Source organism: Bradyrhizobium sp. GW821-FHT13H06, from assembly GCF_058803975.1.
The window spans coordinates 726,242-751,254 of the sequence record NZ_JBXAPN010000004.1 but is presented as its reverse complement, the minus strand read 5'-3'; the positions used below and the strand labels follow the sequence as shown (position 1 = coordinate 751,254).

Here is a 25,013-nt window from a genome sequence, read left to right as displayed (position 1 = left end):
GCGCGAGGGGCCAGCGTCGACGACAGCGGCACCGAACCGAGATGAACTTGATTGAAGCGACGAAGCCGGCAGGCGGGATCACGTCTCCCCGCTGGGGAGAGGTGGACGGCGGCGCAAGCAGTTGGACTCCATCGAGGGCGCCCGCCTCACGTGCCCGGTCGCGACACCTCGGTCTCCTTGCTGGTGATGAACTCGAGCAGCACCGGGACGCCTTCCTGCGTCTTCTGGATGCCCCGCTTGATCGCGGGCACGATGTCCTCCGGCCTGGTCACCCGCTCGCCATAGCCGCCGAAGGCGCGCGCCATCGCGGCGTAGTCGCCGGAAATGTCGGTCGAGCGATACTTTTCGGTCGAGACCGGCATCACCTTCAATTCGATCGCCATCGAGAAATTGTTGAGCAGGATCGACATGATCGGGATGCGCTCGCGCACCGCCGTCTCGAAATCCATGCCCGTGAAGCCGATGGCCGCATCGCCCCAGACATTGATGCAGAGCTTGTCGGGCCTTGCCAGCTTGGCGCCCATCGCCAGCCCAAGGCCGTAGCCAAGCTGCGTCGTCTTGCCCCAGCCGAGATAGGTGAGGGGCGCGACCGCTTTCCAGAACGGAGAAAGCTGGTCGCGCGGACTGCCGGCATCGTGGGTGATGATGGTGTTCTCGATGTCGACGGTGTGCTGGAGGTCCCACAACACGCGGTACGGGCTCAACGGTGCGTCGTTGCTGGTCAGCTTCGGCATCCATTTCGCCAGCCACTCCTTGTGAGAGGCCGCGATCTCGGCCGCGACCGCCGAGGCATCGCGATCCGTGGTGACGCTCTTGCCGATCTCCTCCAGTAGCACGTCGAGCACGAGGGCGGCGTCGCCGACGAGGCCGATCTTCGCTTCCACGTCCTTGTTGAGATGATTGGGATCGAGCGTGGAGTGAATGATGGCTTTGCCCTTCGGCATCGCGATGCCGAAATTGGTCTCGGTGAAGGAGCAGCCGATGCCGAAGATGACGTCGGCCTCGCTCAGGAACTTCGGAACCGCGCGCGGCACCGCAAGGCCGCCGGAGCCGAGCGAGAGCGGATGCGTTTCCGGAAACGACGATTTGCCTCCGAGGCTGGTGGTGACGGGGATCGCCAGCCGCTCGGCGAGCCGTTTCAGTTGTGGCCACGCCTGTGCGTAATGGACGCCCTGGCCGGCATAGATGACCGGCCGCTTCGCGTTGACGAGGAGGCCGGCCGCTTCCTTCACATGCACGGGGTCGGCGCCGTAGCGGGTGCGCAGCACCGGCGTGTAGTCGAGCGGCTCCGGCACCTCCTCGTTCCACATGTCCGAGGGGATCTCGACGATCACAGGCCCGCCGCGGCCGTTCTTCAGCTTGGTGAAGGCGCGGCGGAAGATGTTGGCGACTTCGGTCGCGAGGATGATCGGCTCGGACGATTTCGCAAATGGCTTCATCGCCTCGCTGGAATTGAAGTTCGGCTCGATATGCGCCAGCCGGCGTTGATAGCCCATCGGCAGCACCAGCACGGGTACGGATTCGCCAAAGCACTGGGCGACGCCGCCCATCGCATTCTCCGCACCCGGCCCGTGCTGCATGCAGAACGCGCCGATGCGTCGCCCCGACGTGACCCGCGAGATCGCATCCGCCATGTGGATGCCGACGCGCTCCTGCCGCACCATGACGGGGCGGATCTCGGCTTTCGCCGCGTGCTCGATCAGATGGTTGACCGGATAGCCGCAGAGGATCTCGATCCCCTCGCGCCTCATGATTTCCGCGATCGCGGTCCCGAGCTTCATGGCGTCTCTCTCCCTGGGGCATGGCCGGTTGGTCCGGCTGGTTGGGGAGAGAGGATCAGGAATTACGCGAGGCGTAAAGCACGCGCGGCTGGCGCGGCGGTAGGCCAGCTATGCATCGCGGGCGTGCACTGGCTTCGGCTGGCGATAGTGGCCGCAGCCGCTCGCCGTCGGCGGCGCGCACCGCAGCAGGTGCGAAGCCGCAGCCAGATCCGGCGTCTCGAAGCCCTCGGCGAAGCCTTCATAGATCGGGGCGAGCAGTCGGACAGCCTTGACCTTGCGGCCGGTCCCGATCCAGTGTGCGGCGAGATCGGTGGCGATGCGCAATTCAAATGTCGCCGCTCCTATGGCGCGTGCTTCGGCGAGTGCCTGTTGCAGCCGCTTTTCAGCGCGCAGCGGCTCGCCGGCGTGGAGAAGGACCGCTGCGTCGACCCGCAGAAGTTCTGGCCGGCACCAGCGCTCGCCCTGACGTTCCTGATGGCCGATCGCCCGCGTGATGGCCTCGCGCGCCTCCGCGATCCGCCCTTGCCGCAAATAGGCGCGGGCGAGGACCGCGAGATAGCTGCCGATCCGCATCAGGAAGCGACATTCGATCAACTCCTCGATCGCCGCTCGCATATCCTCCACCGCGCGCCGATCGCCACGCAGGTCACGAAGGCAGGCGGAGAAATAGCGTTCGACCGGAACCCAGCGCGAGATGCGCTCACGTTCCAGGTTGCGACGCAGACGCTCGGTGAAGCTCGCGAGCGCGTCCAGATTACCGGTTTCGAGCGCGACGGGAAGCGCGGCGAGCCCGAGCGCATTCGACTGTGACACCCAATGGCCGCTGCGATCCGCGGCCTCGACGGCGTCGCGGGCCAGCCTCGCAGCGTAGTCGGCTTGCCCCTGCATCCACGCCACGAACGGCAGGTTGAAGCGGACGGTGATGAACCGGTAGACTTCGTTCGCATCCTTGCGCGAACGGCCCTTGGCGAGCGAATAGGTTGCCGCGAGACGATCCAGAACTGCGCGGCTCTTGCTCAATTCACCGGCAAAGGCGCAGGCCCAGGCCAGCGCGCGGTCGGCTTCGGACGTTGCCGTCAAATCGCGGTCGCGGTCGGCTAGCTCCGTGGCCTCCTCGAGATAGGTTATGGCGCGCGGGACCTGGCCAATCTGCAGCAGGTAGAAGGCAAAACCGACCAGCGCGCGCTGCTGATACTCGATGTTGCCGGCGCTCCTTGCAAAAGCGATGGCATCGAGCCAGGCGACCTCGTTCTCATTCGACATCTTGCGGGCGTAGAACAGGCTCCATCCAAGGGCGCAGGCGAGCTTTGCCTTCAACAGATCGTCGCACGCGACGGTCTCGGCCAAGGCGAGCGCGTCCTCCAGCCGCGCCTGCGCTTCCGACAGGATGGAGGTTTCCGACCACAAGGTGATCGCTGCAACCGTGAGCTTGATTCCGAGGACAGGATCGCCTTCCTCCCCGAATGCCCATGAAAGAGCGGCGCGCAAATCGGCGATGCGACCAAGGTAGCGCTGTGTCCAATCGGCCGGCTCGCGCCAGTTCCATTCCTCCTCGGATTGTTCGAACAGCGCGAGGACGCGTTGCGCATGGCGGGTCAGCGCCTGGCCGCAGGCAGGATCGGCCCGGCGCCGCTCGGCGGCATAGCGCCGAGTGCTGTCGAGCAATCGGTAGCGCAGGCTTGAGCCTTGGGCCTGCGCGCTCAAAAGCGATTTGGCGACGAGACTGCCGAGTCCAGTGACGACGTCGACCGGCGTGAGCCCTGCCGCCTCGGCGACGAAGACCGCGTCCTCAACCTCGAAGGCGTCGCTGAACACCGACAGCAGGCCGAACAGTCTGGCTTCCCTCTGCGAAAGCAGCCTGAAGCTCCAGTCGATCGTCGCCATCAGGGTTTCCTGGCGTGGCGGCGTGCCATCGGCGGCGGGAGCGCGAAAACCCAGATTGTGGTCGAGGATTGCCACCAATTCGCGAGGATTGAACCTGCCGATCTGGGCTGCCGCCAACTCGATGGCAAGCGGAAGGCCGCCGAGCGAGTGGCAGATCCAGGCGATGGCCTCGCAATCACGATCGACGAACTGGTAGTCCGACCATTCGGCGGCGCGGCGAACGAACAACTGCACCGCGGGAAACCTGACGGCCTGATCGACGGTCAAGGCGTAGCCGGATTTCGGTGAGGCCAGCGAACCCAGCCGGACGACATGCTCGGTGGCGGTGCCGAGCGGCTCGCGGCTCGTGGCAAGCAACCTGGAAGGCGATGTGTCCGCCATGAACCGGCCGGCGAAGATCGTCGCGGCGGGCAGCACATGCTCGCAATTGTCGAGAATGAGCAGCATCTGCCGCGGTCTCAAATAGTCGAGGGCCGCAGCCAGACTGTTGTCCGGATTGCCTCTGATGCCCAGCGCCGTCACCAGTGCCGCCCCGAACAGCGTCGGATCGGAGATCGTGGCGAGATCGACGAAGCAGACGCCGTCGCGACACCGTGGCGCAAACGCCTGGGCGACCGCCACGCCAACCGTCGTCTTGCCGATTCCTCCGGCGCCAGCCAGGGTCACGTGCCTGTTGTCGGCCAGCAGGCCGGCGATCTCGACGACCTCCGCTTCACGACCAACGATGCCGCGCGGCAATGGCGGATTGGACAACGGGAGCGGTTCGGCGAGCGCCAGATCATCCTCGATCTCGCCGATGCTGATTTGCACCTCGGCGATGAACTTGTACCCGCGGCGCGCCACGGTCGCGATGTAGACGGGCTCGATCTGGGTATCTCCCAGCGAACGCCGCAAGCTCCACATGTTGACCTTGAGATTGCTGTCGTGGAGGAAGGTGCCCGGCCAGGCCGCGGCCATCAGCTCATTCTTGCTGACGAGTTCGCCGCAGCGCTGCACCAGCACTTGCAAGAGTTCGAATGCGCGCCCGCCCAGTTTGACCGGGCGTCCGTCGAGAAGGAGCAACTGGCGGCGGGGAGCCAGTCGAAATGGGCCGAAGCAGTATGTGAGTTCCTGTCGGAGTGTGGCCCGTTGCCGTGTCTCCGTGGCAGCCCGCATTGATCCATGCCAATCGATCGAACAGATCGCCTGCCATTATCATGCACTGCAAACTGGTTGAAGAGAGTCATTCTGAATTCGCACGATCGCCGCGGGATCTGCCGCGGGATTGCTGCGACAAAATCGCTCATGCGCCGGCCGGAGGTGCCGGCGCGCGGGACGGATTCTCGACCGAGCTCGCTATTTCTGGCGTTTGGCAAGAACCGCCATGCGCATGACTTCGACGCCGCCGTCGGCAAGTTCCGGCAGCTTGGCGAACCAGTCCTTCACATAAGGCATCGCGTTGTGCGCGTCGAAATCGGCCTGGTTGGCGAACACCTCGTAAAAGATGAAATGACCGGGTTTGGCGCGGTCTTCCTGAAGGAAATAGACCAGGTTCTTGGGATCGCCGCGAACCAGCTCGATCAGCGGCAAGGTGGCTGCGCGCAACGCGTCTTCCTTCCCGGGCTTGGCTCTCACCTGCGCCACGACCGAATATGCGCCATCCGGAATCTCCCGATAGCGCACGCGCGGCGCTTCCCCGGCGACCGCGGACGGCGCCGTCATGGCCATCGAGGCGGCGGACAGCAGGACGCAAAGCGAATTGCGGACGAGACTTTGCATGATGAGCTCCTTCACATGTGATTGTGAGTTCGGAGCGACCGGCATCGAACGGTCGCCCGCCACATTTGAGGCGTCAGCGCACGACTTTCTGCTGCCGCTTTGCCAGGGCCTCGCTGAAGCGCTTCTTGACCGGGTCGAGCGCTTTGACGAATTCGAGTTGCTCGCCCTCGGGACCCTTGCAATAGATCAGTTCCCAACCGTTCGAAGGCTCCGCCGTCACGCGGTTCGTGTTGGCGCTGCGGGGAGCCGCCTTGCGGTCTGCTTCCGTCATGACGCGGATGGTGCGGTTCGCTCTCACCTGTGTCATGCCGCGGCGCGCGGACTCGGCTTCGAGGTCGGCGATGAACTTGTTGAAGTCGACGTCGTCGCGAACGTAGAAGCAGATGTGCATCATGCGCGGAAAAGCCGGGCTCATGTGCTCCAGCGGCTCGGCAAAGCTCTTCGCGCTGCCCATGGGTTGATCGGCCTCGCGATATTGCAGCAGTTCGAGCACCATGTTGTCGAACTGGATGAAGCGGACATCGAGCCGCTGCGCTCCGCTTCGCAGGTCGGGAACGCCGATCGTCCGCGGATTGACCCCGCGTGCGTTCGCCTCGATCTCCTGGTCGGCCAGCAGCGTGTTCTGCACCCCGTCGCCCTGGAAGTCGCCATGACGAAAGACCTCGGTGCCGCCGAGCACCTCCGTATAGAATTCGTAAGCCCGCTCCATGTTCTGGACCGTCAACCCGAAATGCTGCACGCCCTGCAGCCGCGCGCCGAGCGGCGCCTCGTTGCGCTCGGCTGGGGACATGCCGTCCGGCGCCGCGGACGCGGCTGACGGCATGCTGCCGACCGCAAGACCGGTGATCATCGCGGCGCCTGCCGTGCGAAGCAGGTTGCGGCGTTCGATTTCGGCAACGTTGCTGCTTTCGTCGGTCATTCTCGTCTCCTCGGTCTGTGGGTGATGTCGTGTGCCGGTCAGCCGGCGTCCGGAAGCGGAGCAGCTGGATTGACGAGACCGGCCGATCGAAGTTCGCGCCAGAAATCGCCGGGTATTGATTGGTCAAGCGCCGCGCGGTCCTCGGCGATGCGGCCGGGCCGGCTCGCCCCCGGGATCACGGCGGCGACCACCGGGTTTGCCAGCGCGAACTGCAGGCCTGCGGCCTTCATGCTGATGCCATAGCGATCGGCGATCGCCTTGATCCGCGCCACCTTGTCGAGGATTTCCGGAGGCGCTGGCGCATACTCGAAGTTCGGACCGCCGACGAGCGCGCCCGAACTGTAGGGTCCGCCGACGACGATCGCGAGCTCATGCTCCGCAACCATCGGCATCACCCGCTGAAGCGCCCGGGCATGGTCCAGCAGCGTGTAGCGGCCCGCGAGCAGGAAGCCGTCGGGGCGCGGCTCTTCGAGCGCGAGCAGCAGCTCGATCGGCTCCACCCGGTTGACACCCAGCCCCCATGCCTTGATCACGCCCTCGTCGCGCAGCCTGTCGAGCGTCCTGAACGCGCCCTTGCGCGCACTTTCGAAGATCGAAAGCCACTCGTCTCCGTAAAAATCCTGCGCGACGTCATGCACGAAGGCGATATCGATATGGTCGGTACCCAGCCGCTTCAGACTGTCTTCGATCGAGCGCAACGTCCCGTCCCGGGAGTAGTCGTTCACGATCCTGTTCGGACGACCATGTTTGAAGACGCCGCCTTTCTCGCCGAGATCGCGGGCACTGACATCCTCGACCTCGTCCAGGATCAGGCGCCCGACCTTCGTGCTGACGACATAGTCGCTCCGCGGTCGGCCGGCGAGCGCTGCACCCATGCGGATCTCGGCAAGTCCTGCGCCATAGAAGGGCGCCGTGTCGAAATAGCGGATGCCGTCGTCCCAGGCCGCATTCACCGTCGCGAGGGCTTCCTGCTCAGGGATGTCGCGAAACATGTTGCCGAGCGGCGCCGCACCGAAACCCAGTCTTCCCGGCAGAATATCCTTGAGAGCCATGCTGCATATCCTTCGCTGGTAACGGACGGGACCATCGTCGGCGACTGCGGCAACGTCGACCTCGGCGATCGCGCTTTCGGTCTTCGTCACATCGATCCGGCAGGACTGCCGTTCGATGGACCATCACTGGCTCATCCGGCCATTGCGGTATTTCCGGTTCCTGCGCGATGACGGACGCATCTTGCTGATCGGGACTGGATCAGCCGTTCGAGCCAATCGAGCGCATCGTCCAAGCCTTTGCTTTGGCAGTCTTTTACCTCTTTTAACCGCGCCGGCTCTGGACTTCGCTCCAGCGGCTTGTGAGAAGTTCGCATCGGTGTGGCAGCGATCGGGCTGCAACTCGTCACCGGATGGAATGATGGCTCGCTCGCGAGACGGGGCCGGGATTCGCCGCAACTGAAGCGGAGGTCGTGATGGCGCTCGTGACGCATGGAGATCAGAAATATCAGAACAGCGAGAAGCTCGCGGCGGCCAGCGACTGGCCGGGGCTGAGCATCGAGCATCGCAAGTTCGAGGCGGGACGCCAGGCAACGCCCGTTCCCATCTGCACCGAGCTCGTCATGCTGCTGTCAGGCGGCGGGATGGTGTGCCGCGCCGGCAACGGTGAGGTCCAGAAGAGCCTGGCGCGGCCGGGGATGAGCTACCTCGTGCCCGTGGGAACGCAGGAGAGCCATCTCGAGCTTGCGGACCGGATGGAATGTCTGCATCTTTATCTGCCGCCGGCGCTGCTCGACCACAGCGCCCTTGCGGATTTCGATATCGACCCGGCAAAGATCGAGATCGCCTACGCTCACGGTCTGGCGGACCAGGTGCTCTTCCACATCTGTTCGCCGCTTCGCGACCTGCTCCATCGTCCCCGCCAGCCGACTGACGCGCTGTTCGTGGAGGGAATCCAGGTCGCGCTCGCAGCGCATCTTCTGGGAAATTATACGATCGAGCGCTGGCGCGCGCCCGAAAGGTCGCCGTCGCTCGATCCGCGGCGTCTTCAGCGCGTGCTTGACTATATCGAGGCCTCTCTTGGCGGCGACATCAGGCTCGAGGATCTGGCTGCGCAGGCCTGCCTCAGCCCCTATCATTTCTCACGGTTGTTTCGTGAAGCAACCGGACTGTCACCGCACCGCTACGTCACCGATCGCCGCGTCCAGGCTGCGCGGCACGAGCTCGGACGCGACCGCCTGTCCCTGGTCGAAATTGCCCTGGAGTTCGGTTTCGGCTCGCAGGCCAATTTCACGCGCGTATTCCGCAAGGCCGCAAGTCTCACGCCGGGGCAGTATCGCGAACTGTGCTGTGGCCAGGCGGCCGTGAATGCCGATCGCAACGATACGGCATTCCGCAGAGATTGCGCATGATCCCGCAGGATTCGGGAATACGGCTCGGTTTGCATCGTGCAGTGCTGTCACGACGACCAGATACGCGAGGGGATATACCGACATGATCGAGATCACGGTGAACGGGATCAAGCGCCAGGTCGACGTCGTTCCCGAGATGCCCTTGCTGTGGGTGCTGCGCGACGAGCTCGGCATCACCAGTGCCAAATATGGCTGCGGAGTCGCGCAATGCGGCGCCTGCACCGTTCACATCGACGGAATGGCGGTGCGGTCCTGCCAGTCGCATATCGGCGAGGTCGCGGGCAAATCGGTCGTCACGCTCGAAGGCCTGGACAACAAGGATCACCACCCGGTCTTGCAGGCCTGGATCGAGCATCAGGTCCCGCAATGCGGCTACTGTCAGACCGGACAGATCATGCAGGCCATCTCGCTTCTTGGATTGATCCCTGAACCAAACGACGAGCAGATCAATCAGGTGATGTCCGGCAATCTCTGTCGCTGCGGTACCTATCCGCGCATCCGCGCGGCGATCCATGCGGCGGCGAAGAAGAAGATGGCGGAGAAGTGACATGGGCCACATGCAGACCCTTTCGCGTCGAGCGTTTGTCGTCGGCTCCGCCGCCATCGCCGGCGGCATCGCTTTCGGTGCCTACGCCAGTGCCGAAGCGGCCACCAGCGCAAGCGACAATCCGTTGGCCGCCGGTCTTGGCCCGAACTCGGTCACCTTCAATCCCTGGGTCGAGATCAGCCCGGACAAGATCACGCTGATCGCCCAGCACGCCGACATCGGCCAGGGCGTCGGCTCGGTGCAGCCGATCATGATCGCCGAAGAGATGGACCTCGATCCCGGCCAGTTCGAAGTCCGCTTCGCCGGCCCCAGCCCGGCTTATTTCAACACCGGCTTCGCCGACGAGTTCGCGCCGTTCGTGGCCGCGGACCAAAGCCCGGCCGCGGAGGAAGCGCGCGCCAAGTCGCTCGAATGGCTGAGACAATCCGGCTTGCAGATGACCGGCGGGTCGAGCACGCTGCCGGACACCTATGACAAGCTGCGTGTTGCCGGCGCGGTCGCACGAGAAACGCTGAAGGCCGCCGCTGCCAAACGGTCGGGCGTCGCCGTGGCCGACCTGCACACTCAATCGGGCCATGTGATCCTGCCCAACGGGACCAAGATCGCCTACGTCGATCTCTCTGCGGACGCCGCAAAGATTCCGCCCGTGCTCGATGCCAAGCCGCGCAATCCCTCGACATGGCGGATGCTGGGCAAGCCGATGATGCGGCTCGACATCCGCGACAAGGTCATGGGAGAGCTGAAGTTCGGAATCGACCTGAAGATGGAGGGCATGCTGTATGCCTCCGTCAAGCTGAACCCCAGCAAGGGGCAGCCGCTGAAGTCATACGACGCCGGCAAGGCGCGGTCGATGCCGGGTGTCAGGAATATCCTCGAAATCAAGAATGGCGTCGCGGTGATCGCCACGAACAGCTGGTACGCGATGAAGGCGGTCGACGCCATCGCTTGCGAGTGGGCGCCCTCGGCCTATCCCGCCGAGCAGGCCGACCATTGGAAGGTGCTGGAATCCTCTTTCAAGCCGGAATTTCTGGGCAAGGAGTGGCGAAAGATCGGCGACATCGAAGCCGGCCTGAAGGCGGGCAAGCTCGTCGAAGCCGAATATCGCGCACCCTATGTGGCGCATCAGCCGCTCGAGCCGCTGAACGGGATCGGCCTCGTCACCGACAAGGGCATGGAGATCTGGGTTGGCCATCAGAGCCCGCGCTTCGTGCAATACGTCGCTGCGACCGCGATCGGTCTCAAGCCGGAACAGATCACCTTCCATAACCAGTGGACCGGCGGAAGTTTTGGCCACCGTCTCGAATACGAGAACGTCCGCGTTCTCGCCGAGATCGCCAACCAGATGAAGGGCACGCCGATCAAGCTCGTGTTCTCGCGCGAGGAGGATTTCCTTCAGGACATTCCGCGGCAGATTGCGATCGCGCGGCACCGCGGCAGCGTCGACAAGGGCAAGATCGTCGCCGCCGATCTGCAACTGGCCTCGACGACGCCGCTCAAGGGATTGCTCGAGCGTTCGGGCACGCCCTCGAAGGATCCCGACGGGCAATTGGCCGCCGGCCTGTGGAACGTCTACTACGACATCCCCAATTTCCGGGGCACCAGCTACGAGGCGCAGGGACTGTCGCCAAGCACCACGTGGCGGTCGGTCGGCGCCTCCACCTCGGGCTTCTTCACCGAAAGCTTTATCGATGAGCTGATCCACGCGGCCGGTCTGGATCCCATGAAGGCGCGGATTGCGATGTGCACCGTTCCGCACTACCGCAAATTGCTGGAGACGCTCGCGCAAATGTCGGATTGGAAGGGGCCGCTCGGCAACGGCCGCGGGCGCGGCGTCGCGTTCGTCGAATCCTTCGGGACGCCGGCAGCCGAGGTCGTCGAAGTCACGATGACCGACAGAGGCATCAGGATCGACAAGGTCTGGGTTGCCGTCGACGTCGGCAAGGTCGTGGATCCCGTCAATTTCGAGAACCAGGTGCAGGGCGGTGTCATCTGGGGACTCGGCCACGCCATCAACTGCGAACTCACTTACGCGAAGGGCGCGGTGCAGCAGACCAACTACAACCACCATGAAGCGATGCGGATCTATCAGTGCCCCGTCATCGAAGTGCGCGGGCTCGAGAACGATCCGAAGGTGAGGGGCATCGGAGAGCCGCCGGTTCCGCCGGCCGCGCCTGCGCTCGCCAATGCGATCTTCGCGGCCACCGGAAAGCGCATCCGCGAAATGCCCTTCAACAAGTTCATTGATTTCGTGTGAGGCGAGCCATGAGGAGATCTCTGATTGCGGTCGTCTTCGCGGCTTCAGCCGTCGCGGCGCTCACCGGGATCGTTGCGGCCAAGGACGAGGCCGCCAAGGACGTGCTGCCGCCCGGCAGCGTCAGCCGTGTCCAGGGATTGGAAGCCTGGAAGCGGATTGAGGCCGTCGTGACCCATCCACGTTGCGCCAACTGCCATGTCGATGCCAAGGCCATACCCATCTGGACGCCGGCCGGCGAAACCAAGCCGCGCCCGCATGGCATGAACATCCATGGCGGCGAGAGCCGCATCGGCGCGGAGGCGATCCCGTGCTCGACCTGTCACATGACCTCCACCCAGGCGAACGAGCCGGCACCGTCGCCGCCGCGCGCCGGTATCGACTGGCAACTCGCGCCGGTGGCGTTCATCTGGTTCGGCAAGAGCGGTGCCGAGATTTGCGCGCAGATGAAGGACCCGAAGCGCAATGGCGGCCGTGACGCCGCTGGCCTTGTTGAACATTTGCGGCACGATGCGTCCTTGAACGGCTTCATCCCGCGGGGCTGGGCGCCCGGTGCAGGCCGCTCGACGCCGCCGGGCACCTTCGAGGATCACGTCAAGGACATGGCCCTGTGGGGCGCCGCCGGACAGCCCTGTCCGAATTGACGACCGCGCGCCTTGACTGCGCGCGATAGTATCGGCCACACGACCCGCCGGCTCAGATCAACGTGCCCGCGTGCAAGCTCGCATTGGCAAGCAGCGACTGGATCACGACGTTGTCGCCGGGCCCTCCGTCCAGCACGTCGAGGCCGCCGCCGCCGATCAGCACATCGTCGCCGAGCCCGCCGAGCAGCGTGTCGTTGCCCGCGCTGCCGATGAGCACGTCGTCGCCGACGCCGCCATCGAACACGAGATGCGGCCCGCCCGGGCCGACGCCCGACGCCTCGATCACGTCGTCGCCGCCGAGGCCGTTGATGGTGATGGTGTCGTTGAAGTCGAAGTTCTCGATCACGACTTGGCTGGCCAGGCCGTCGATCACCAGCGCGCCGTTGCTGTTGAGCGACAACATGATGACGTCGTCCCCGCCGGTGCCGTTGATTGTGATGTTGTCGACCGCGCCGTCGCCGCCCGGGGTGCCGGGAACGCCGCCGAGGTCGATCTTGACCTCAGTCACGTCGGTGCCGCTCATGTCACCGACGGTGATCTTGTCGTCGCCGCCGCGGGCGTTGAACGCGATCGTCTCGACGCCGCCCGTGTCCATCGTGATGGAGGCGACGTCCCGCGTCAGCTCGGCACGGGCGCCGTTCGCGAAGATGTCGACGGTTTCGGCGATGTTGGCGCCGTTGAACAGCAGGGTGTCGCTTCCGGCCTGGCCCTCGATCGTGTCGTTGTCGTCGCCCGGATTCCAGACGAAGGTGTCGTTGCCTGCGCCCATCAGCGCGACGTCGTTGCCGTCGCCGCCGTTGATCAAATCGTCGCCCTGGCTGCCGCGGATGGTGTCGTTGCCGATGCCGCCGTTGATCGTCAGCTGCAGCACGCCGGCAGCGAGCCCGCTCGCGTCGATGGAGTCGTCGCCAGCGAGGCCATTGAGCGTGAGCTGATCGGTTCCGTCCATGGAGGTGAGGTGGGTCGCCGCATGCAGGCCGGACACCGTCACGCCGCCGGCATTGCCACTGACGCGGATCGTGTCGGCGCTCTGGGTGGCATCGACAAGGACGGTATCGACGACGCCGTCGGGCGTTCCGGCCGGACCGGCGAGGTCGATATTCACCCGCGTCACGTCGGTCCCGGTCAGATCGCCCACCGTGACATGGTCGGCGCCGCCCAACGCGTGGATATCGACGTGCTCGACCCCGTGCAGATCCATCGTGATGCCGGCGACGTCGCGCGTCAGCAGCGCGCGATCGCCGTTCGCCACAACGGCCATGGTTTCCGCAATGTTGGCCCCGAAGAACCGCAGCGTGTCGACGCCGGTGCCGCCCTCGACAATATCGCTGCCGTCGCCGGGATTCCATATGAAGATATCGTTGCCGGCGCCCAGCAGGGCGGTGTCGTTGCCCTGGTTGCCGTCGATGAGATCATTGCCGTCGCCGCCGATCAGCGTGTCGCTGCCGCCGCTGCCGAGGATCGTATCGTTGCCGGCGCCGCCGTCGATCGTCATGTGCACGATCCCGGCGGCAAGCGCTGCGGCCGAGATCGTGTCGTTGCCGCCGAGGCCTTCGATCACGAGCGCATCGTTCGCGCCTTCCGCATTGGTGATGGTGACGGCGGCCGGCAATCCCGCGATCGCAACCGACGTGCCCGAGCCGGATATCTGGATCGTATTGGCGGTGTTCGTGCCCACCAGCGTCACCGTATCGGCCGCACCGTCACCGGCGCCGGCTGATCCGAGATCGATATTGACTTGCTTGACGTCGGTTCCGGCCAGGTTGTTGACGACGATGTTGTCGCCGCCGCCCTGCGCATTGATGGTGACGGTCTCGATGCCATCGAGGTCCATCGTGATGTTGCCGACGTTGCGGGTCAGCAGCGTGTGTCCGCCATTGGCGGCGGACAAAGTGATGTCCTCGCCGATGTTCGAGCCGTTGAACAGCAGGGTGTCGGTTCCGGCCTGTCCGTCGACCTTGTCGCTGCCGTCGCCGGGGTCCCACTGGAAAGTGTCGTTGCCGGCGCCCAAGAGCGCGGTGTCGTTGCCCTGGTTGCCGTCAATGAAATCGTTGCCGTCGCCGCCCAAGAGGCGGTCCGCGCCATTGCCGCCGAGGATCGTGTCGTTGCCGTCGCCGCCGTCGATCGTCAGGGTGACGAGCGCGGCGAGATTGCCGGTGGCGGTTACGACGTCGTCGCCGTCCCCGGCGTCGACCACGAGGTTCTCGGTGCTGCCGATGTCCAGCGAGAACGGTGTCGGGTCGACCCTGTCGAAGCGCACGCGCGCCCCGTTGGCCGTGATGGCGAAGGTCTCGCTGCCGTTGCCGCCGTTCACCTCGGCGGTGTCGATGCCTTGGCCGCCTTCCATCAGGTCGCTGTCGTCACCGGGGTTCCAGATCATGCGGTCGTTGCCGGCTTCGCCGAACATCTGGTCGTTGCCGTCGCCGCCGACCAGCACATCATTGCCGGAACCGCCGAACAGCAGGTCGTTGCCGCCCTTGCCGAACAGAGTGTCGTTGCCGGACTGGCCGAACAGCATGTCGCCGCCCGATCCGCCGGTCAGCGTATCGTTGCCGGCGCCGCCGAACAGATTCGCCGCCGGCATCGCGCCGTTGCTCTCGTCGATCGTGATGATGTCGTTGCCGTCCTGGCCGAAGGCCTGGATCAATTTGGTGTTGGCGACCGTGGCTGGGCCGCCTTTGATCGCGACGGCGCCGCCGTTGACGACGATCGTCCCGGCCGCATTGCGGCCCAACGTGACCGCGTTGTTGTGACCGTTGCCGAGGACGGTGAGAATTCCGGCGGAAAAATTTGCTGTGACAGCCATGGGTGCTTCTCGCTTGACGTGATCGAAATGGGCCGTGCGGCTGGATCGTGACGCTTTGCGCGATGCCGGGACGAACGGCAGACGATCACCTCTGTAGGCCGGGACGCCGGTTCCGGCTTCGCTGAAGTCTTCGGACGGGCTCCTGTTTTGCTTGAGAGCCGCTTGATTTTCGGGAAGGCGAGGCGAAACGGCAGTTCACGCAGCCGTGTTCGCGGCAGCTCGGCCATGCCACCCACAACCTTTTGCGTTGCCCGACGGGCAAAACACGCAAGCGCTGGGTCGAGATCTCTTCGCGAAAATATTCGTATTTACAGAAATTCTGTTTTACCGTACAAGCCGACGCATCCCGCCCGCCACAAGGGGCGTTTCGCGATCGTCACGAAGCGCGGGCCGGGATGCGGTGGCCGCGACGGCGTCGGCGCGCAATGGCGATTGCAGGGCGGGGAAGCCCGTGAGCAGCGACAGGCGCGACACGACACGGCGCTGACAGCGTCTTCGAAGGGCCTCGACGGTGAGCGCACGCCAGCCGTGGAGGACCCAGCGAGGACGTGCGCGGACGGAGAAGTCGTGTGGTCCCGACGCCCGGGGTCTGTGCGTCAAGTCATGCGGTGATGTGGCGGCCGACCGGTGCGCGCATCGATCATGCGCACGGCGACGGGGGCAATAGTGCATCGCTCCCCGAGGAGAGCACGAAGGACACCGTGAAAACCATCGCGCAGGGAAGGCCGGGATGTCCCGGCGTCACCTGTCGTCCACCCCGTGCGCTTTTCTGAAGCACACGCGGGACTTCGGGTGCCAGCCGGCGCCCGGCCTTCCCTGCGCCCTTGCTTTCGAAGAGGGCGGAAGAAGCCAGCAAAGCTCGGGCGAAACGGCCGCGAGGATGAGCAGCCATGTCTATCGCCAAATAACGGTCGTGTGCCCCCGGATGCGGTGCAGCGCCCCCGGCGATGCGAAGCATCGTCCGGCGCGGGGCTCTGTAGCGCCGGGGGCCATGTGTCAGCGGAATGCGCAGCCTTCCGGGTCCCGGCTCTGCGCAGCAGCGTAAGCACGCTGCAGCGCGTCCGGGACACGAGAGACGCGCGCTAAGGCGATGTCATCTCCCCACACTCCGTCATTGCGAGGAGCTCTTGCGACGAAGCAATCCAGAGTCTAACCGCCGAGGGATTCTGGATTGCTTCGCTGCGCTCGCAATGACGGAGTCTGCTGAGACGTCGATGCCTATTACCGCGACCGCTGCCCCGCTACGCCTTCTCCTCCAGCGCGCGGCGCAGCCTTCGGATGATGACGCCGCGGGCGCGGTCGTCGGCGGCGGCTGCGACACGATCGTTGATGTCGAGCATGAGTTCGGACATCTCGTTGTGCCAGTCGAGACGGGTCACGGCCTCCGGCGCGAGCCGCCGGCGATGATCCACGTCGAGCACGCGCGGTTCGGGGGCGGCGAGCTCATAGATATCGTCCAGCATCGGCTGGTAGACCTTGGCCGCGGGAATGATGCGTTCGGCCACGCGCTCGGCGAGCCCTGCAATCGCCCCTTCCTCGCCGTGGACCAGGAACAGCCCGCGGGTGATCGGGCGGCGCGCCGCGATCCAGCTGGCCATGCCGGCCCCGTCGGCATGGCCAGAATATTCGTCGATCATGCGGATCCGGGCCGCGACCTTGATCTCCTCGCCCTGGATCCGCACGGCCCTGGTCCCGTTCTGGAGGAAGCGGCCGAGCGTGCCGTTGGCCTGGAAGCCGGCGAGAAGCACGGTCGCGCGCTCGTTCCAGAGCCAGCGCTTCAGATGATGGCGGATGCGGCCGGCGTCGCACATGCCGCTCGCGGCGATGATGATGTGGAATCCGGTGAGGCGCATGATCGCCTTGCTCTCGTCGGCGGTCTCGGTGAATTTGAGATGCGGCGAGTTGAGCAGGCGGGTGGCGTCGACGGATGGGTCGAGGCTCTCGGAATGCCGGCGGAACACTTCGGTCGCCCGGATCGCGAGCGGCGAGTCGAGGAAGATCGGTGCGGTCGGAATCCCGCCGTGCTCCATCAGGTCGACGAGATCGACGATCAGCTCCTGGGTGCGCTCGACCGCAAAGGCGGGAATCAGCAGCGCACCGCCGGCCGCCGCGGCGTCGCGTACCTCGGCGGCGAGGTGCTTGCGGCGGAGTGCGGGTGTCGTGGCCTCGCGTACCCGGTCACCATAGGTCGATTCCGAGATGACGTAATCGAAATCGGTCGGTGCTTCGGGATCGGGCTGGAGCAGCTTGGCCTCCGGTCCGACGTCGCCGGAGAGCAGCACGCGCAGCGGACGCGGCGAACCTTGCTCGGCGATTTCGAGCTCGATCGAGGCGGAGCCGAGCAGATGGCCGGCGTTCCAGTAGCGCGCGCGGACTCCAGGGATCACGTCGGCCCAGCGTTCATAGTCGACCGGGCGAAACGATTGCAGCGATGCGATCGCATCGGCCTGCGTGTAGATCGGCTGCACCTCCTTGCGCCCGCGCGAGGCGTTGCGCCGGTTGAGCTGGGTGACTTCCGATTCCTGGATGCTGCCGGCGTCGGGCAGCATGTAGGAGCAGAGATCGATCGTGCCGCGCGTCGCCAGGATCGGCCCCTCGAATCCCGCGCGCACGAGTTTCGGCAGCAATCCGCTGTGGTCGATGTGAGCATGCGTGAGCAGCACGGCATCGATATCGGCGGGGCGAAACGGAAAGGCGCCGTAGTTGAGCTCCTTCAGCGTCTTCTGGCCCTGGAACAGCCCGCAATCGACCAGGAAGCGGCCCGTCGCGGTCTGGAACAGATAGCTCGACCCGGTCACGGTGCGGGCGGCGCCGCAAAATCGAACGGTGATGCTCATGTCGTCGTCTCCGGAAGATGTGTCGTGGCCAGTTCGGACCGCAAGGCGTCCGCGAGAATCTCGTCGAGCGAGATCGCATTGGTCGGATGCGGCACGCTGTCGGTCGAGCGGATCGACCGTATGCCGGCCTCGGTAAATACGGCGGTCATCGCGGATGGAAACAGCGCGTGCGTCACGACCGCATCGACGACCGTCGCCCCCATCGCTCTCAGCGCCTTCGCTGCGGCCGTCAACGTCGTCCCGGACGAGACGATGTCGTCCACCATGAGCGCCGGTCGTCCCGAGAGCAGGGCAAGGTCGGCAAAGCTGACAGCGACGGAGCGATCGCCGTGCCGCGTCTTGCGCGCCACCGTATGCTGCAACCCCAAGCGGCTCGCGACATCGCTCACCCAGGGCTCGGACTCCATGTCGGGCCCGATCACGACGGTCGTAGGATCGATGCCGCCGGCCGCCAGCGCCTTCGCGATCGCCGGCATGGCGGACAGGTTCTCGGCTTCGATACCAGGAAACACCGACCTGATGTCGGGAGTGCGATGCAAATGCGCATCGACGGTGACGACGCGGTCCACGGTCGTTGCAAGCAGATTGCCCATGGCGCGCTGGCTGATGGCCTCGCCCACATGAAATGCAGCATCCTGCCGCATGTAGCAGAGATAGGGCGCGACCAGGACGAGCCGCTTCGCGCCGCCACGTCGCAGGGCCTCCGCAGCGAAGAGCAGGGTGACCAGCTTGTCGTTGGGTTGATCGAGCGGGGCATAGAGGATCGTGGTGTCGCTCGCCGGCGCGACTGCAACGCGCAGTTCTCCGTCCGGAAAGCGGTGCACGGCGATCTCTCCGCAGGCAAGCCCAAGCCGCGCGGCGAGCCGCTTCGCCGCATCGGCGCCGGACGGCAATGTCTGGAACGCGATCGTGCTCACGGCGCCGTCGTGCCCTGCAGGGCTTCGTGACCGTTGACGAGGTAACCGGTCTCTTCGGCGGCGGCATCGGCGACCAGATCATGCTCGGGATGGTCGAAAGTGTAGACGCGATAGAGTGGCTCGCCCTGCTCGACGCGATCGCCGATCTTCTTGAACAGGCGGATGCCGGCGCCTTTGTCGAGCGGCGCGCCGGCGGTGCGGGCGAGGCGGTTCAGGCGCAGGCAGTCGATGGCGGACACGATGCCGTCATGCATCGCCTTGACATCGAAGCTGAGCGGTCCCAGCTCGTTGCTGCATGTCGATGGACCCTGTGCGTCGATGATCTTCTGCATCTGCTTCAGCGCCGCGCCGCTGTCGAGCAGTTCGCGCGCCCGGGCATAGCCGGCGCCGCCGCGCAGCTTCGGGTCGTATTCCAGGAGATGGGCGGCGAGCCGGAGCGATTTCTCGCGCAGATCGCGCGGCGCGCCCGGCTCGTTGCCGAGCACCGCCATGACGTCGTTGGCTTCGAGCACGGGGCCGATGCCGTTGCCGATCGGCTGGCTTCCATCGGTCGTGATCACCTCGACCGAGCGGCCGAAGCGGTCGCCGACGAATTCGAACAGCTTGCGCAGCCGCATGGCCTCGACGCCGCCGCTGACCTTCGCGGTCGGCCCGACCGGAATGTCGATCAGCAGATGGGTCGAGCCTGCCGCGATCTTCTTGGACATGATGGAGGCGACCATCTGCTCGCGGGTATCGAGGCTCAGGGGGCGCTCGACCGAGATCAGGACGTCGTCGGCCGGCGACAGGTTCACGTGCCCGCCCCAGATCAGGCAGCCGTTGCAGGCCGAGACGATCGCCTTCATCTCCTCGACGCCGACATTCACCCGTGCCAGCACCTCCATCGTGTCGGCGGTGCCGGCGGGCGAGGTAATGGCGCGCGAGGAGGTCTTCGGGATCGGCAGGCCATGGGCGGCGACGATCGGCACCACGACCATCGATGTGCGATTGCCGGGGATGCCGCCGATGCAATGCTTGTCGACGACGATCGGGTTCGGCCAGACCAATTGCGTGCCGGCCTGCGCCATTGCCCCCGTGAGGGCGAGAAGCTCGTCGCTGGTGATGAAGCTCGCCGAACCGATCAGGAAGGCGGCGATCTCCATGTCGGAGTAGCGGTAATGCGCGAGGTCGCTGATGATCGCGCCGATCTCGGCCTGGCTCAAGGTCCGTCCGCGGATCTTCGCGCGCACCGCTTCCAGGCTCTCCGGAGGCGAGGCGGGCCTGACCGTGACCGGCGTGCCGACGGCTTCCGCAAAGCGCCGGAACGCAGGTTCGGAGAGGCCGATCTCGTCCGAAGCCACCAGCGTATCGTCGTCCGTGATCAGCAGCGTCGCCAGCAGAACCTTGTCGCCACGACGAAGCTCGACGCGGCTGAAGCCGCGGAAGATTTCCGCGCGCAGCGCCTTCGAGTGCCTGGAGACGACGACGACGTTTTCGCGGCCGGTATCGAGGCGGACGCGGCGGATCTTCAGTTGGGAGTGCGGGAGGTCTGGATGCATGGACAGGCCGGCAGCAGGGGAGTTGGGCCTCCATGCTTAACCGTCGCCGTTCTGGCGCTGTTGACCCAGATCATGGCCCGCGGGTCGGGGAGACATGGGGCGAGGGGCGTGGCGCGCCGTTACGCAGGCCAGGGCCGGCCGTTACTTCATCGCCGAGCTGATCGAGTTGAATTTGTTGTTGAGCAGCGCGCCGCCCGTGTTGTTCACGACGGTCACGATTGCCAGAGCGATTCCGGCAGCGATCAGGCAATACTCGATGGCGGTTGCGCCATTCTCATCGGCAAGAAAAGACCTCAGCAGACGCATTGCCAGCTCCTGTTCATCCGATCCAATGCATGGTCGCGTCCTAATCGGACTCGTAAATCGATCGAATATGTCTTTGTGCGTGCCGGAAGAATTGGGCTCGCGCGATCGCGACCCCGCTCATACGATGGCATTCATTAAATTAAGGTTCCGTCGATCCGTCCAAATGGTTTCAAATCGGCAGCCCCGGGGCTGCGCCGGCGCAGGGCCCCGTCAAGGCGTCATCGTGCGGCCGCTTAACCGATTGTTGAGCCTGTTCGTCAACGGACCGGCAAGGACATCTCCATCGCGCCTCATCCGCTCCGGCCGTCCCTATTCAGCGCCCGCAACATGGCGATGCGGGCGAACATCACCCATCCGCCGCCCGTCTCGGCCGCATTGATCAAAGTCTCGATGGCGGTCTGCCAGTGCGCCTCGTGCTGGGCGTCATCGGGCAGCTGCATGATGTAGTCCGCCGCATCCTGAAGCGTGAGCAGCTTGCGCTTGTTGCCCACGCGAACGGGATCGTCGAACGCCGTCGACCAGGGCATGTCAGGCCGGCCGATCGGCGGGGAGAGACATCACGGCGCGATCGCGGGGCGTGATGCTGCTAGCCGGCCTTCTTCGCCCGCGCCGGTGTCCGCACCGGCTTGTCGGCCTTCTTCGAAGCGTCCCTCGACGCTTCCCTGGTCGCTGTCTTCGCCGCGGTGTCCTTGCCGCCCTTGCCGGCGATCGGCAGCAGCATCTCGCGCTGGCCCTCGACGCGCCTCTTCGGCCTCTTGCCCTTGACGGTCTCCTTGGCGACCTTCGCCGCGGGAGCAGCGTCCTTCTCGTTCGCGATGCTCTTCTTCAGCGCGTCCATCAGATTGATGACGTTGCCGCCGGTCTTCGGTGCGGCCTTCGCGGTGATCGGCATGCCGCTGCGCTTCTTGTTGATGAGATCGATCAGGGCGGTCTCGTAATGGTCCTCGAACAGTTCTGGCTCGAACGCGCCGGACTTCTTCTCGACGATGTGTTTTGCGAGGTCGAGCATGTCCTTGGTGAGCTTCACGTCCTGGATGTCGTCGAAATATTCCTTTTCGCTGCGGACCTCGTAGGGGTAGCGCAGCAGCGTGCCCATCAGCCCGCTGTCGAGCGGCTCCAGCGCGATGATATGCTCGCGGTTGGTCAGCACCACGCGGCCGATCGCGACCTTGTCCATGCTGCGGATGGTCTCGCGGATCACCGCATAGGCATCGTGGCCGACCTTGCCGTCCGGCACGAGGTAGTAGGGGCGGATCAGATAGCGGTTGTCGATGTCGGCCTTGGGCACGAACTCGTCGATCTCGATCGTGTGGGTGGAGTCGAGCGCGATCTCGTCCAGCTCGTCCTTGGTGACCTCGATATAGGTGTCGGTGTCGACCTTGTAGCCCTTGACGATGTCCTCGGAGGTCACCTCGTCGCCGGTCTCGGCGTCGACCTTGAGGTATTTGATCCGGTGGCCGGTCTTGCGGTTGATCTGGTTGAACGCGACCTTCTCGGTATCCGAGGTGGCCGGATAGAGCGCGACCGGGCAGGTCACGAGCGACAAACGCAGAAAACCCTTCCAATTGGCGCGGGGGGCCATGGGCTACTCCAGACGCAACAGAGGACAAGCGCCAAGGATAACATCGCCCAGGTGCGAATCATAGCAACCGCCGGCGCGGAATCTTGCAACGGCGTTAACCGCCTGCGCCGTATTGCCGGACGGGCCCTCGGTCCGGAACATCGCCCGAGATCACGCGTTGCCCCGGGCACTTCATAACCGCGAGGAAGTCGCGGTCATCGCAAGCGACAGCCACAGATTGAGGTCACCATGGCAACCACGCGAGAGCAGAACCGCATCGTGGAAACTCCGACCGAGGCGCGCCAGGGCGAGCCCGGGCCCTCGGTGGCGGCGCTGCTTGCCATCTCGACCGGGCTTGCGATCCTGATCCTCGCCGTCGTCTGGTTCGTCTTCTTCCGGACCTGACCGCCGGATCCGGACGCCGGCTCCCCCCCCCCGGCTCGCCGCGCGACGCGGCACATTGCGCCCGCCATGCCCCGGTTCGTCCCGCGGCATGGCGGGCGCAGTCGCATTGGCTTGCAACAGGTTCTATATGACCAAAAAGTAACGTAGGCCGGTTCCCTGCGTTCATATTCAGTTCACGCCGGAATTGCTCATCTCTGGCAGTGTTCATGCAGCCTGTTCTTGCAGCCTTTGGAGAGAAGCGTGCGCCTGCTCGTTGTTGAGGACGACCCCGATCTCAATCGCCAGCTCACCAAGGCGCTGACCGACGCTGGCTATGTCGTCGATCGGGCCTTCGACGGGGAGGAGGGGCACTATCTCGGCGACAACGAGCCCTATGACGCCGTGGTGCTCGACATCGGCCTGCCGAAGAAGGACGGCATCTCGGTGCTGGAGGCCTGGCGCCGCAACGGCCGCACCATGCCGGTCCTGATCCTCACCGCGCGCGACCGCTGGAGCGACAAGGTGCAGGGCTTCGATGCCGGCGCCGACGACTATGTCGCCAAGCCGTTCCACCTGGAGGAGGTGCTGGCGCGCATCCGCGCCCTGCTGCGCCGCTCGACCGGCCACGCCCAGAGCGAGCTCAGCTGCGGTCCCGTCACGCTCGACACCAGGACCGGCCGGGTCAGCGTGTCAGGCAATCCGGTCAAGATGACCTCGCACGAATATCGGCTTCTGGCCTATCTGATGCACCATTCCGGGCGGGTGGTCTCGCGTACCGAGCTGGTCGAGCATCTCTACGACCAGGATTTTGACCGCGACTCCAACACCATCGAGGTCTTTGTCGGCCGTATTCGCAAGAAGCTCGACGTCGACATCATCCAGACCGTCCGCGGCCTCGGCTATCTCCTGACCCCGCCGCCTGCGCCGGGCGCTTGAGGCCCGGCCTTCGAGCGGTCCGGGCTTGACGGCCGCCCTGACACGGGCCTTGGTCGGACCATGACCTCCGACGACCTGACTTCCAGCCCCTGCCGGGACCGTTCCGATGGCCGCTAGCTCGCTTGCGAACCGACTGTTCTTGTCGGCGACCGCCTGGCTCGTGGTGATCCTGGCCATCACCGGCGTGGTGCTGTCGTCGGTGTACAAGAACGCCACCGAGCGCGCCTTCGATCGCCGGCTCAATCTTTATCTGCGCACCCTCATCGCCGAGGTCGCGACCCCCGACGAGCCGCCGGACCGCCAGTTCCAGTCGCTGGGCGAGCCCCTGTTCGAGCTGCCGCTGTCCGGATGGTATTGGCAGATCACGCGCACCGACACCGAAAAGCCGGAGGTGCGCTCCTCGCGCTCGCTCTGGGACAAGAAGCTGCCGAAGCTGGAAGACGAGGGCGCCGAGCTCACCGCCGCCGGTATCCGCCTCGCCTATGTCGACGGCCCGGAGGGGCAGAATCTGCGCATGGTGGAACGGCCGGTCGATCTCGGTGCCGACGGCAAATTTCTCGTCAGCGTCGCCGGCGACGACACCGAGATATTCGATGAAACGCGAAGCTTCGATTACTATCTCGGCGGCACCTTCACTGCGCTCGGCATCGTGCTGCTGCTGACGACCGTGTTCCAGGTCCGCTTCGGTCTCGCACCGCTCAAGCGTATCTCGGAGTCGATCGCCGATATCCGCTCCGGCCGGGCGGAACGGCTCGAGGGTGAATTCCCGGTCGAGATCGCGCCGCTGGCGCGCGAGACCAACGCGCTGATCGATGCCAATCGCGAGATCGTCGAGCGCGCGCGCACCCATGTCGGCAATCTCGCCCACGCGATCAAGACGCCGCTCTCGGTCATCGTCAACGAGGCCGGCGCCCACCTGGCCGATCCGTTCGCGGCCAAGGTGATGGAGCAGGCGGGTCTGATGCGCGACCAGGTCGCCCATCATCTCGAGCGTGCGCGCATTGCGGCGCGGGTCTCGGTGGTTGCGACCGTGACGGAGGTGGCGCCCGCCATCGAGGCGCTGCGGCGGACCATGGAGAAGATCCATCGCGATCGTGGCATCGTCGTCGAGGCCAGGGCTGATCCGTCGGCAAAATTTCGCGGCGAGCGGCAGGATCTGGAAGAGATGGTCGGCAATCTCGTCGACAATGCCTGCAAATGGGCGGCCTCGCGCGTCTTGATCGAGGTGCTGGTCGAGGCGCCGCGCCAGGCGGGTGCGGGTCCGCGCCTGCGGATCATTGTCGATGACGACGGCCGTGGCCTGTCGGAGGCGGAACGCGCGCAGGTCTCCAGGCGCGGCCAGCGGCTCGACGAGTCCAAGCCCGGATCGGGACTGGGCCTCTCCATCGTGGTCGATCTCGCCGCGCTCTATGGCGGCAGCCTTTCGCTCAGTGCCGCGCCGACCGGTGGCCTGCGCGCCGAATTGGTCCTTCCGGGACTCTAGTTCCTTGTTTTGACGTTGTTTTTCGTCTTCGTTGATCTCCGTCTGGTGGAAACCGCGGGC

The 25,013-nt window shown here is 65.2% G+C and carries 19 protein-coding genes; 7 read left to right on the top strand and 12 right to left on the bottom strand.

Annotation, left to right across the window (positions count from 1 at the left end; translation table 11 throughout):
• Nucleotides 1-146 precede the first annotated feature (146 nt).
• From AC1RQP_RS20845 to AC1RQP_RS20825, 5 genes are all read right to left on the bottom strand, one after another.
• A complete protein-coding gene (locus tag AC1RQP_RS20845; protein WP_492938433.1) occupies nucleotides 147-1,844 on the bottom strand; it encodes a thiamine pyrophosphate-requiring protein in 1,698 nt (565 codons plus the stop codon).
• A 45-nt stretch (nucleotides 1,845-1,889) separates the two neighbouring features.
• On the bottom strand, nucleotides 1,890-4,820 hold the full coding sequence (locus tag AC1RQP_RS20840) for an ATP-binding protein (RefSeq protein ID WP_492938336.1): 2,931 nt from the start codon (nucleotides 4,818-4,820) through the stop codon (nucleotides 1,890-1,892).
• A gap of 180 nt (nucleotides 4,821-5,000) precedes the next feature.
• Nucleotides 5,001-5,372, bottom strand: a complete 372-nt coding sequence (locus tag AC1RQP_RS20835; protein WP_492938432.1) for a putative quinol monooxygenase — start codon at nucleotides 5,370-5,372, stop codon at nucleotides 5,001-5,003.
• Nucleotides 5,373-5,496: 124 nt separating this feature from the next.
• Nucleotides 5,497-6,342, bottom strand: coding sequence for a VOC family protein (locus AC1RQP_RS20830; RefSeq protein ID WP_492938335.1), 846 nt, complete (start codon nucleotides 6,340-6,342; stop codon nucleotides 5,497-5,499).
• 38 nt (nucleotides 6,343-6,380) lie between these two features.
• The gene (locus AC1RQP_RS20825; RefSeq protein WP_492938334.1) at nucleotides 6,381-7,394 is read right to left on the bottom strand and encodes an aldo/keto reductase; all 1,014 of its coding nucleotides are present in this window, start codon (nucleotides 7,392-7,394) and stop codon (nucleotides 6,381-6,383) included.
• A 413-nt stretch (nucleotides 7,395-7,807) separates the two neighbouring features.
• On the opposite strand from AC1RQP_RS20825, the gene AC1RQP_RS20820 reads away from it, so the two are divergent.
• The 4 genes from AC1RQP_RS20820 to AC1RQP_RS20805 all read left to right on the top strand — a co-directional run bounded on the left by AC1RQP_RS20820 (nucleotide 7,808) and on the right by AC1RQP_RS20805 (nucleotide 12,185).
• Nucleotides 7,808-8,743, top strand: a complete 936-nt coding sequence (locus AC1RQP_RS20820; RefSeq protein WP_492938333.1) for a helix-turn-helix domain-containing protein — start codon at nucleotides 7,808-7,810, stop codon at nucleotides 8,741-8,743.
• 82 nt (nucleotides 8,744-8,825) lie between these two features.
• Nucleotides 8,826-9,290 (top strand): (2Fe-2S)-binding protein, encoded by a 465-nt coding sequence (locus tag AC1RQP_RS20815; RefSeq protein WP_492938332.1) that lies wholly within the window; start codon nucleotides 8,826-8,828, stop codon nucleotides 9,288-9,290.
• 1 nt (nucleotide 9,291) lies between these two features.
• Nucleotides 9,292-11,544, top strand: a complete 2,253-nt coding sequence (locus AC1RQP_RS20810) for a xanthine dehydrogenase family protein molybdopterin-binding subunit (RefSeq protein ID WP_492938331.1) — start codon at nucleotides 9,292-9,294, stop codon at nucleotides 11,542-11,544.
• 8 nt (nucleotides 11,545-11,552) lie between these two features.
• A complete protein-coding gene (locus AC1RQP_RS20805; protein WP_239622426.1) occupies nucleotides 11,553-12,185 on the top strand; it encodes a hypothetical protein in 633 nt (210 codons plus the stop codon).
• 52 nt (nucleotides 12,186-12,237) lie between these two features.
• Here AC1RQP_RS20805 and AC1RQP_RS20800 read toward each other — a convergent pair whose 3' ends face one another.
• The 7 genes from AC1RQP_RS20800 to ku all read right to left on the bottom strand — a co-directional run bounded on the left by AC1RQP_RS20800 (nucleotide 12,238) and on the right by ku (nucleotide 22,171).
• A complete protein-coding gene (locus tag AC1RQP_RS20800) occupies nucleotides 12,238-14,991 on the bottom strand; it encodes a beta strand repeat-containing protein (protein ID WP_492938330.1) in 2,754 nt (917 codons plus the stop codon).
• A 1,241-nt stretch (nucleotides 14,992-16,232) separates the two neighbouring features.
• Nucleotides 16,233-17,828, bottom strand: a complete 1,596-nt coding sequence (locus AC1RQP_RS20795) for an MBL fold metallo-hydrolase (RefSeq protein WP_492938329.1) — start codon at nucleotides 17,826-17,828, stop codon at nucleotides 16,233-16,235.
• Nucleotides 17,825-18,745 carry a ribose-phosphate pyrophosphokinase gene (locus tag AC1RQP_RS20790; RefSeq protein ID WP_492938328.1) on the bottom strand — a complete coding sequence of 307 codons (921 nt, stop codon included), beginning with the start codon at nucleotides 18,743-18,745 and terminating at the stop codon, nucleotides 17,825-17,827. The genes AC1RQP_RS20795 and AC1RQP_RS20790 overlap by 4 nt, the downstream gene beginning before the upstream one ends.
• Nucleotides 18,742-20,283 (bottom strand): thymidine phosphorylase family protein, encoded by a 1,542-nt coding sequence (locus tag AC1RQP_RS20785; protein ID WP_239622430.1) that lies wholly within the window; start codon nucleotides 20,281-20,283, stop codon nucleotides 18,742-18,744. Before AC1RQP_RS20785 ends, AC1RQP_RS20790 begins: the two co-directional genes overlap by 4 nt.
• 141 nt (nucleotides 20,284-20,424) lie before the next feature.
• Entirely contained in the window at nucleotides 20,425-20,589 is a 165-nt protein-coding gene (locus AC1RQP_RS20780) for a Flp family type IVb pilin (RefSeq protein ID WP_028177856.1), read from the bottom strand.
• Between the two features lie 290 nt (nucleotides 20,590-20,879).
• Nucleotides 20,880-21,116 carry a hypothetical protein gene (locus tag AC1RQP_RS20775; RefSeq protein ID WP_492938327.1) on the bottom strand — a complete coding sequence of 79 codons (237 nt, stop codon included), beginning with the start codon at nucleotides 21,114-21,116 and terminating at the stop codon, nucleotides 20,880-20,882.
• A 59-nt stretch (nucleotides 21,117-21,175) separates the two neighbouring features.
• Nucleotides 21,176-22,171: a non-homologous end joining protein Ku gene (gene ku / locus AC1RQP_RS20770; protein WP_492938326.1), complete on the bottom strand. Its 996-nt coding sequence runs from the start codon at nucleotides 22,169-22,171 to the stop codon at nucleotides 21,176-21,178.
• A 228-nt stretch (nucleotides 22,172-22,399) separates the two neighbouring features.
• On the opposite strand from ku, the gene AC1RQP_RS20765 reads away from it, so the two are divergent.
• The 3 genes from AC1RQP_RS20765 (at nucleotide 22,400) to AC1RQP_RS20755 (ending at nucleotide 24,953) form a co-directional block, all read left to right on the top strand.
• Nucleotides 22,400-22,555, top strand: a complete 156-nt coding sequence (locus AC1RQP_RS20765) for a hypothetical protein (protein WP_162832009.1) — start codon at nucleotides 22,400-22,402, stop codon at nucleotides 22,553-22,555.
• Between the two features lie 240 nt (nucleotides 22,556-22,795).
• Nucleotides 22,796-23,470: a response regulator transcription factor gene (locus tag AC1RQP_RS20760; protein WP_011085905.1), complete on the top strand. Its 675-nt coding sequence runs from the start codon at nucleotides 22,796-22,798 to the stop codon at nucleotides 23,468-23,470.
• Between the two features lie 106 nt (nucleotides 23,471-23,576).
• Nucleotides 23,577-24,953 carry a sensor histidine kinase gene (locus tag AC1RQP_RS20755; protein WP_239622433.1) on the top strand — a complete coding sequence of 459 codons (1,377 nt, stop codon included), beginning with the start codon at nucleotides 23,577-23,579 and terminating at the stop codon, nucleotides 24,951-24,953.
• The last annotated feature ends 60 nt before the right edge of the window (nucleotides 24,954-25,013 follow it).

Coding starts and splice junctions, on each gene's coding strand:
- ku (WP_492938326.1), bottom strand. CDS start 22,171: ATGGCCCCCCGCGCCAATTGGAAGGGTTTTCTGCGTTTGTCGCTCGTG.
- AC1RQP_RS20810 (WP_492938331.1), top strand. CDS start 9,292: ATGGGCCACATGCAGACCCTTTCGCGTCGAGCGTTTGTCGTCGGCTCC.
- AC1RQP_RS20785 (WP_239622430.1), bottom strand. CDS start 20,283: ATGCATCCAGACCTCCCGCACTCCCAACTGAAGATCCGCCGCGTCCGC.
- AC1RQP_RS20800 (WP_492938330.1), bottom strand. CDS start 14,991: ATGGCTGTCACAGCAAATTTTTCCGCCGGAATTCTCACCGTCCTCGGC.
- AC1RQP_RS20805 (WP_239622426.1), top strand. CDS start 11,553: ATGAGGAGATCTCTGATTGCGGTCGTCTTCGCGGCTTCAGCCGTCGCG.
- AC1RQP_RS20765 (WP_162832009.1), top strand. CDS start 22,400: ATGGCAACCACGCGAGAGCAGAACCGCATCGTGGAAACTCCGACCGAG.
- AC1RQP_RS20795 (WP_492938329.1), bottom strand. CDS start 17,828: ATGAGCATCACCGTTCGATTTTGCGGCGCCGCCCGCACCGTGACCGGG.
- AC1RQP_RS20820 (WP_492938333.1), top strand. CDS start 7,808: ATGGCGCTCGTGACGCATGGAGATCAGAAATATCAGAACAGCGAGAAG.
- AC1RQP_RS20835 (WP_492938432.1), bottom strand. CDS start 5,372: ATGGCCATGACGGCGCCGTCCGCGGTCGCCGGGGAAGCGCCGCGCGTG.
- AC1RQP_RS20840 (WP_492938336.1), bottom strand. CDS start 4,820: ATGCGGGCTGCCACGGAGACACGGCAACGGGCCACACTCCGACAGGAA.
- AC1RQP_RS20775 (WP_492938327.1), bottom strand. CDS start 21,116: ATGCCCTGGTCGACGGCGTTCGACGATCCCGTTCGCGTGGGCAACAAG.
- AC1RQP_RS20755 (WP_239622433.1), top strand. CDS start 23,577: ATGGCCGCTAGCTCGCTTGCGAACCGACTGTTCTTGTCGGCGACCGCC.
- AC1RQP_RS20780 (WP_028177856.1), bottom strand. CDS start 20,589: ATGCGTCTGCTGAGGTCTTTTCTTGCCGATGAGAATGGCGCAACCGCC.
- AC1RQP_RS20825 (WP_492938334.1), bottom strand. CDS start 7,394: ATGGCTCTCAAGGATATTCTGCCGGGAAGACTGGGTTTCGGTGCGGCG.
- AC1RQP_RS20830 (WP_492938335.1), bottom strand. CDS start 6,342: ATGACCGACGAAAGCAGCAACGTTGCCGAAATCGAACGCCGCAACCTG.
- AC1RQP_RS20815 (WP_492938332.1), top strand. CDS start 8,826: ATGATCGAGATCACGGTGAACGGGATCAAGCGCCAGGTCGACGTCGTT.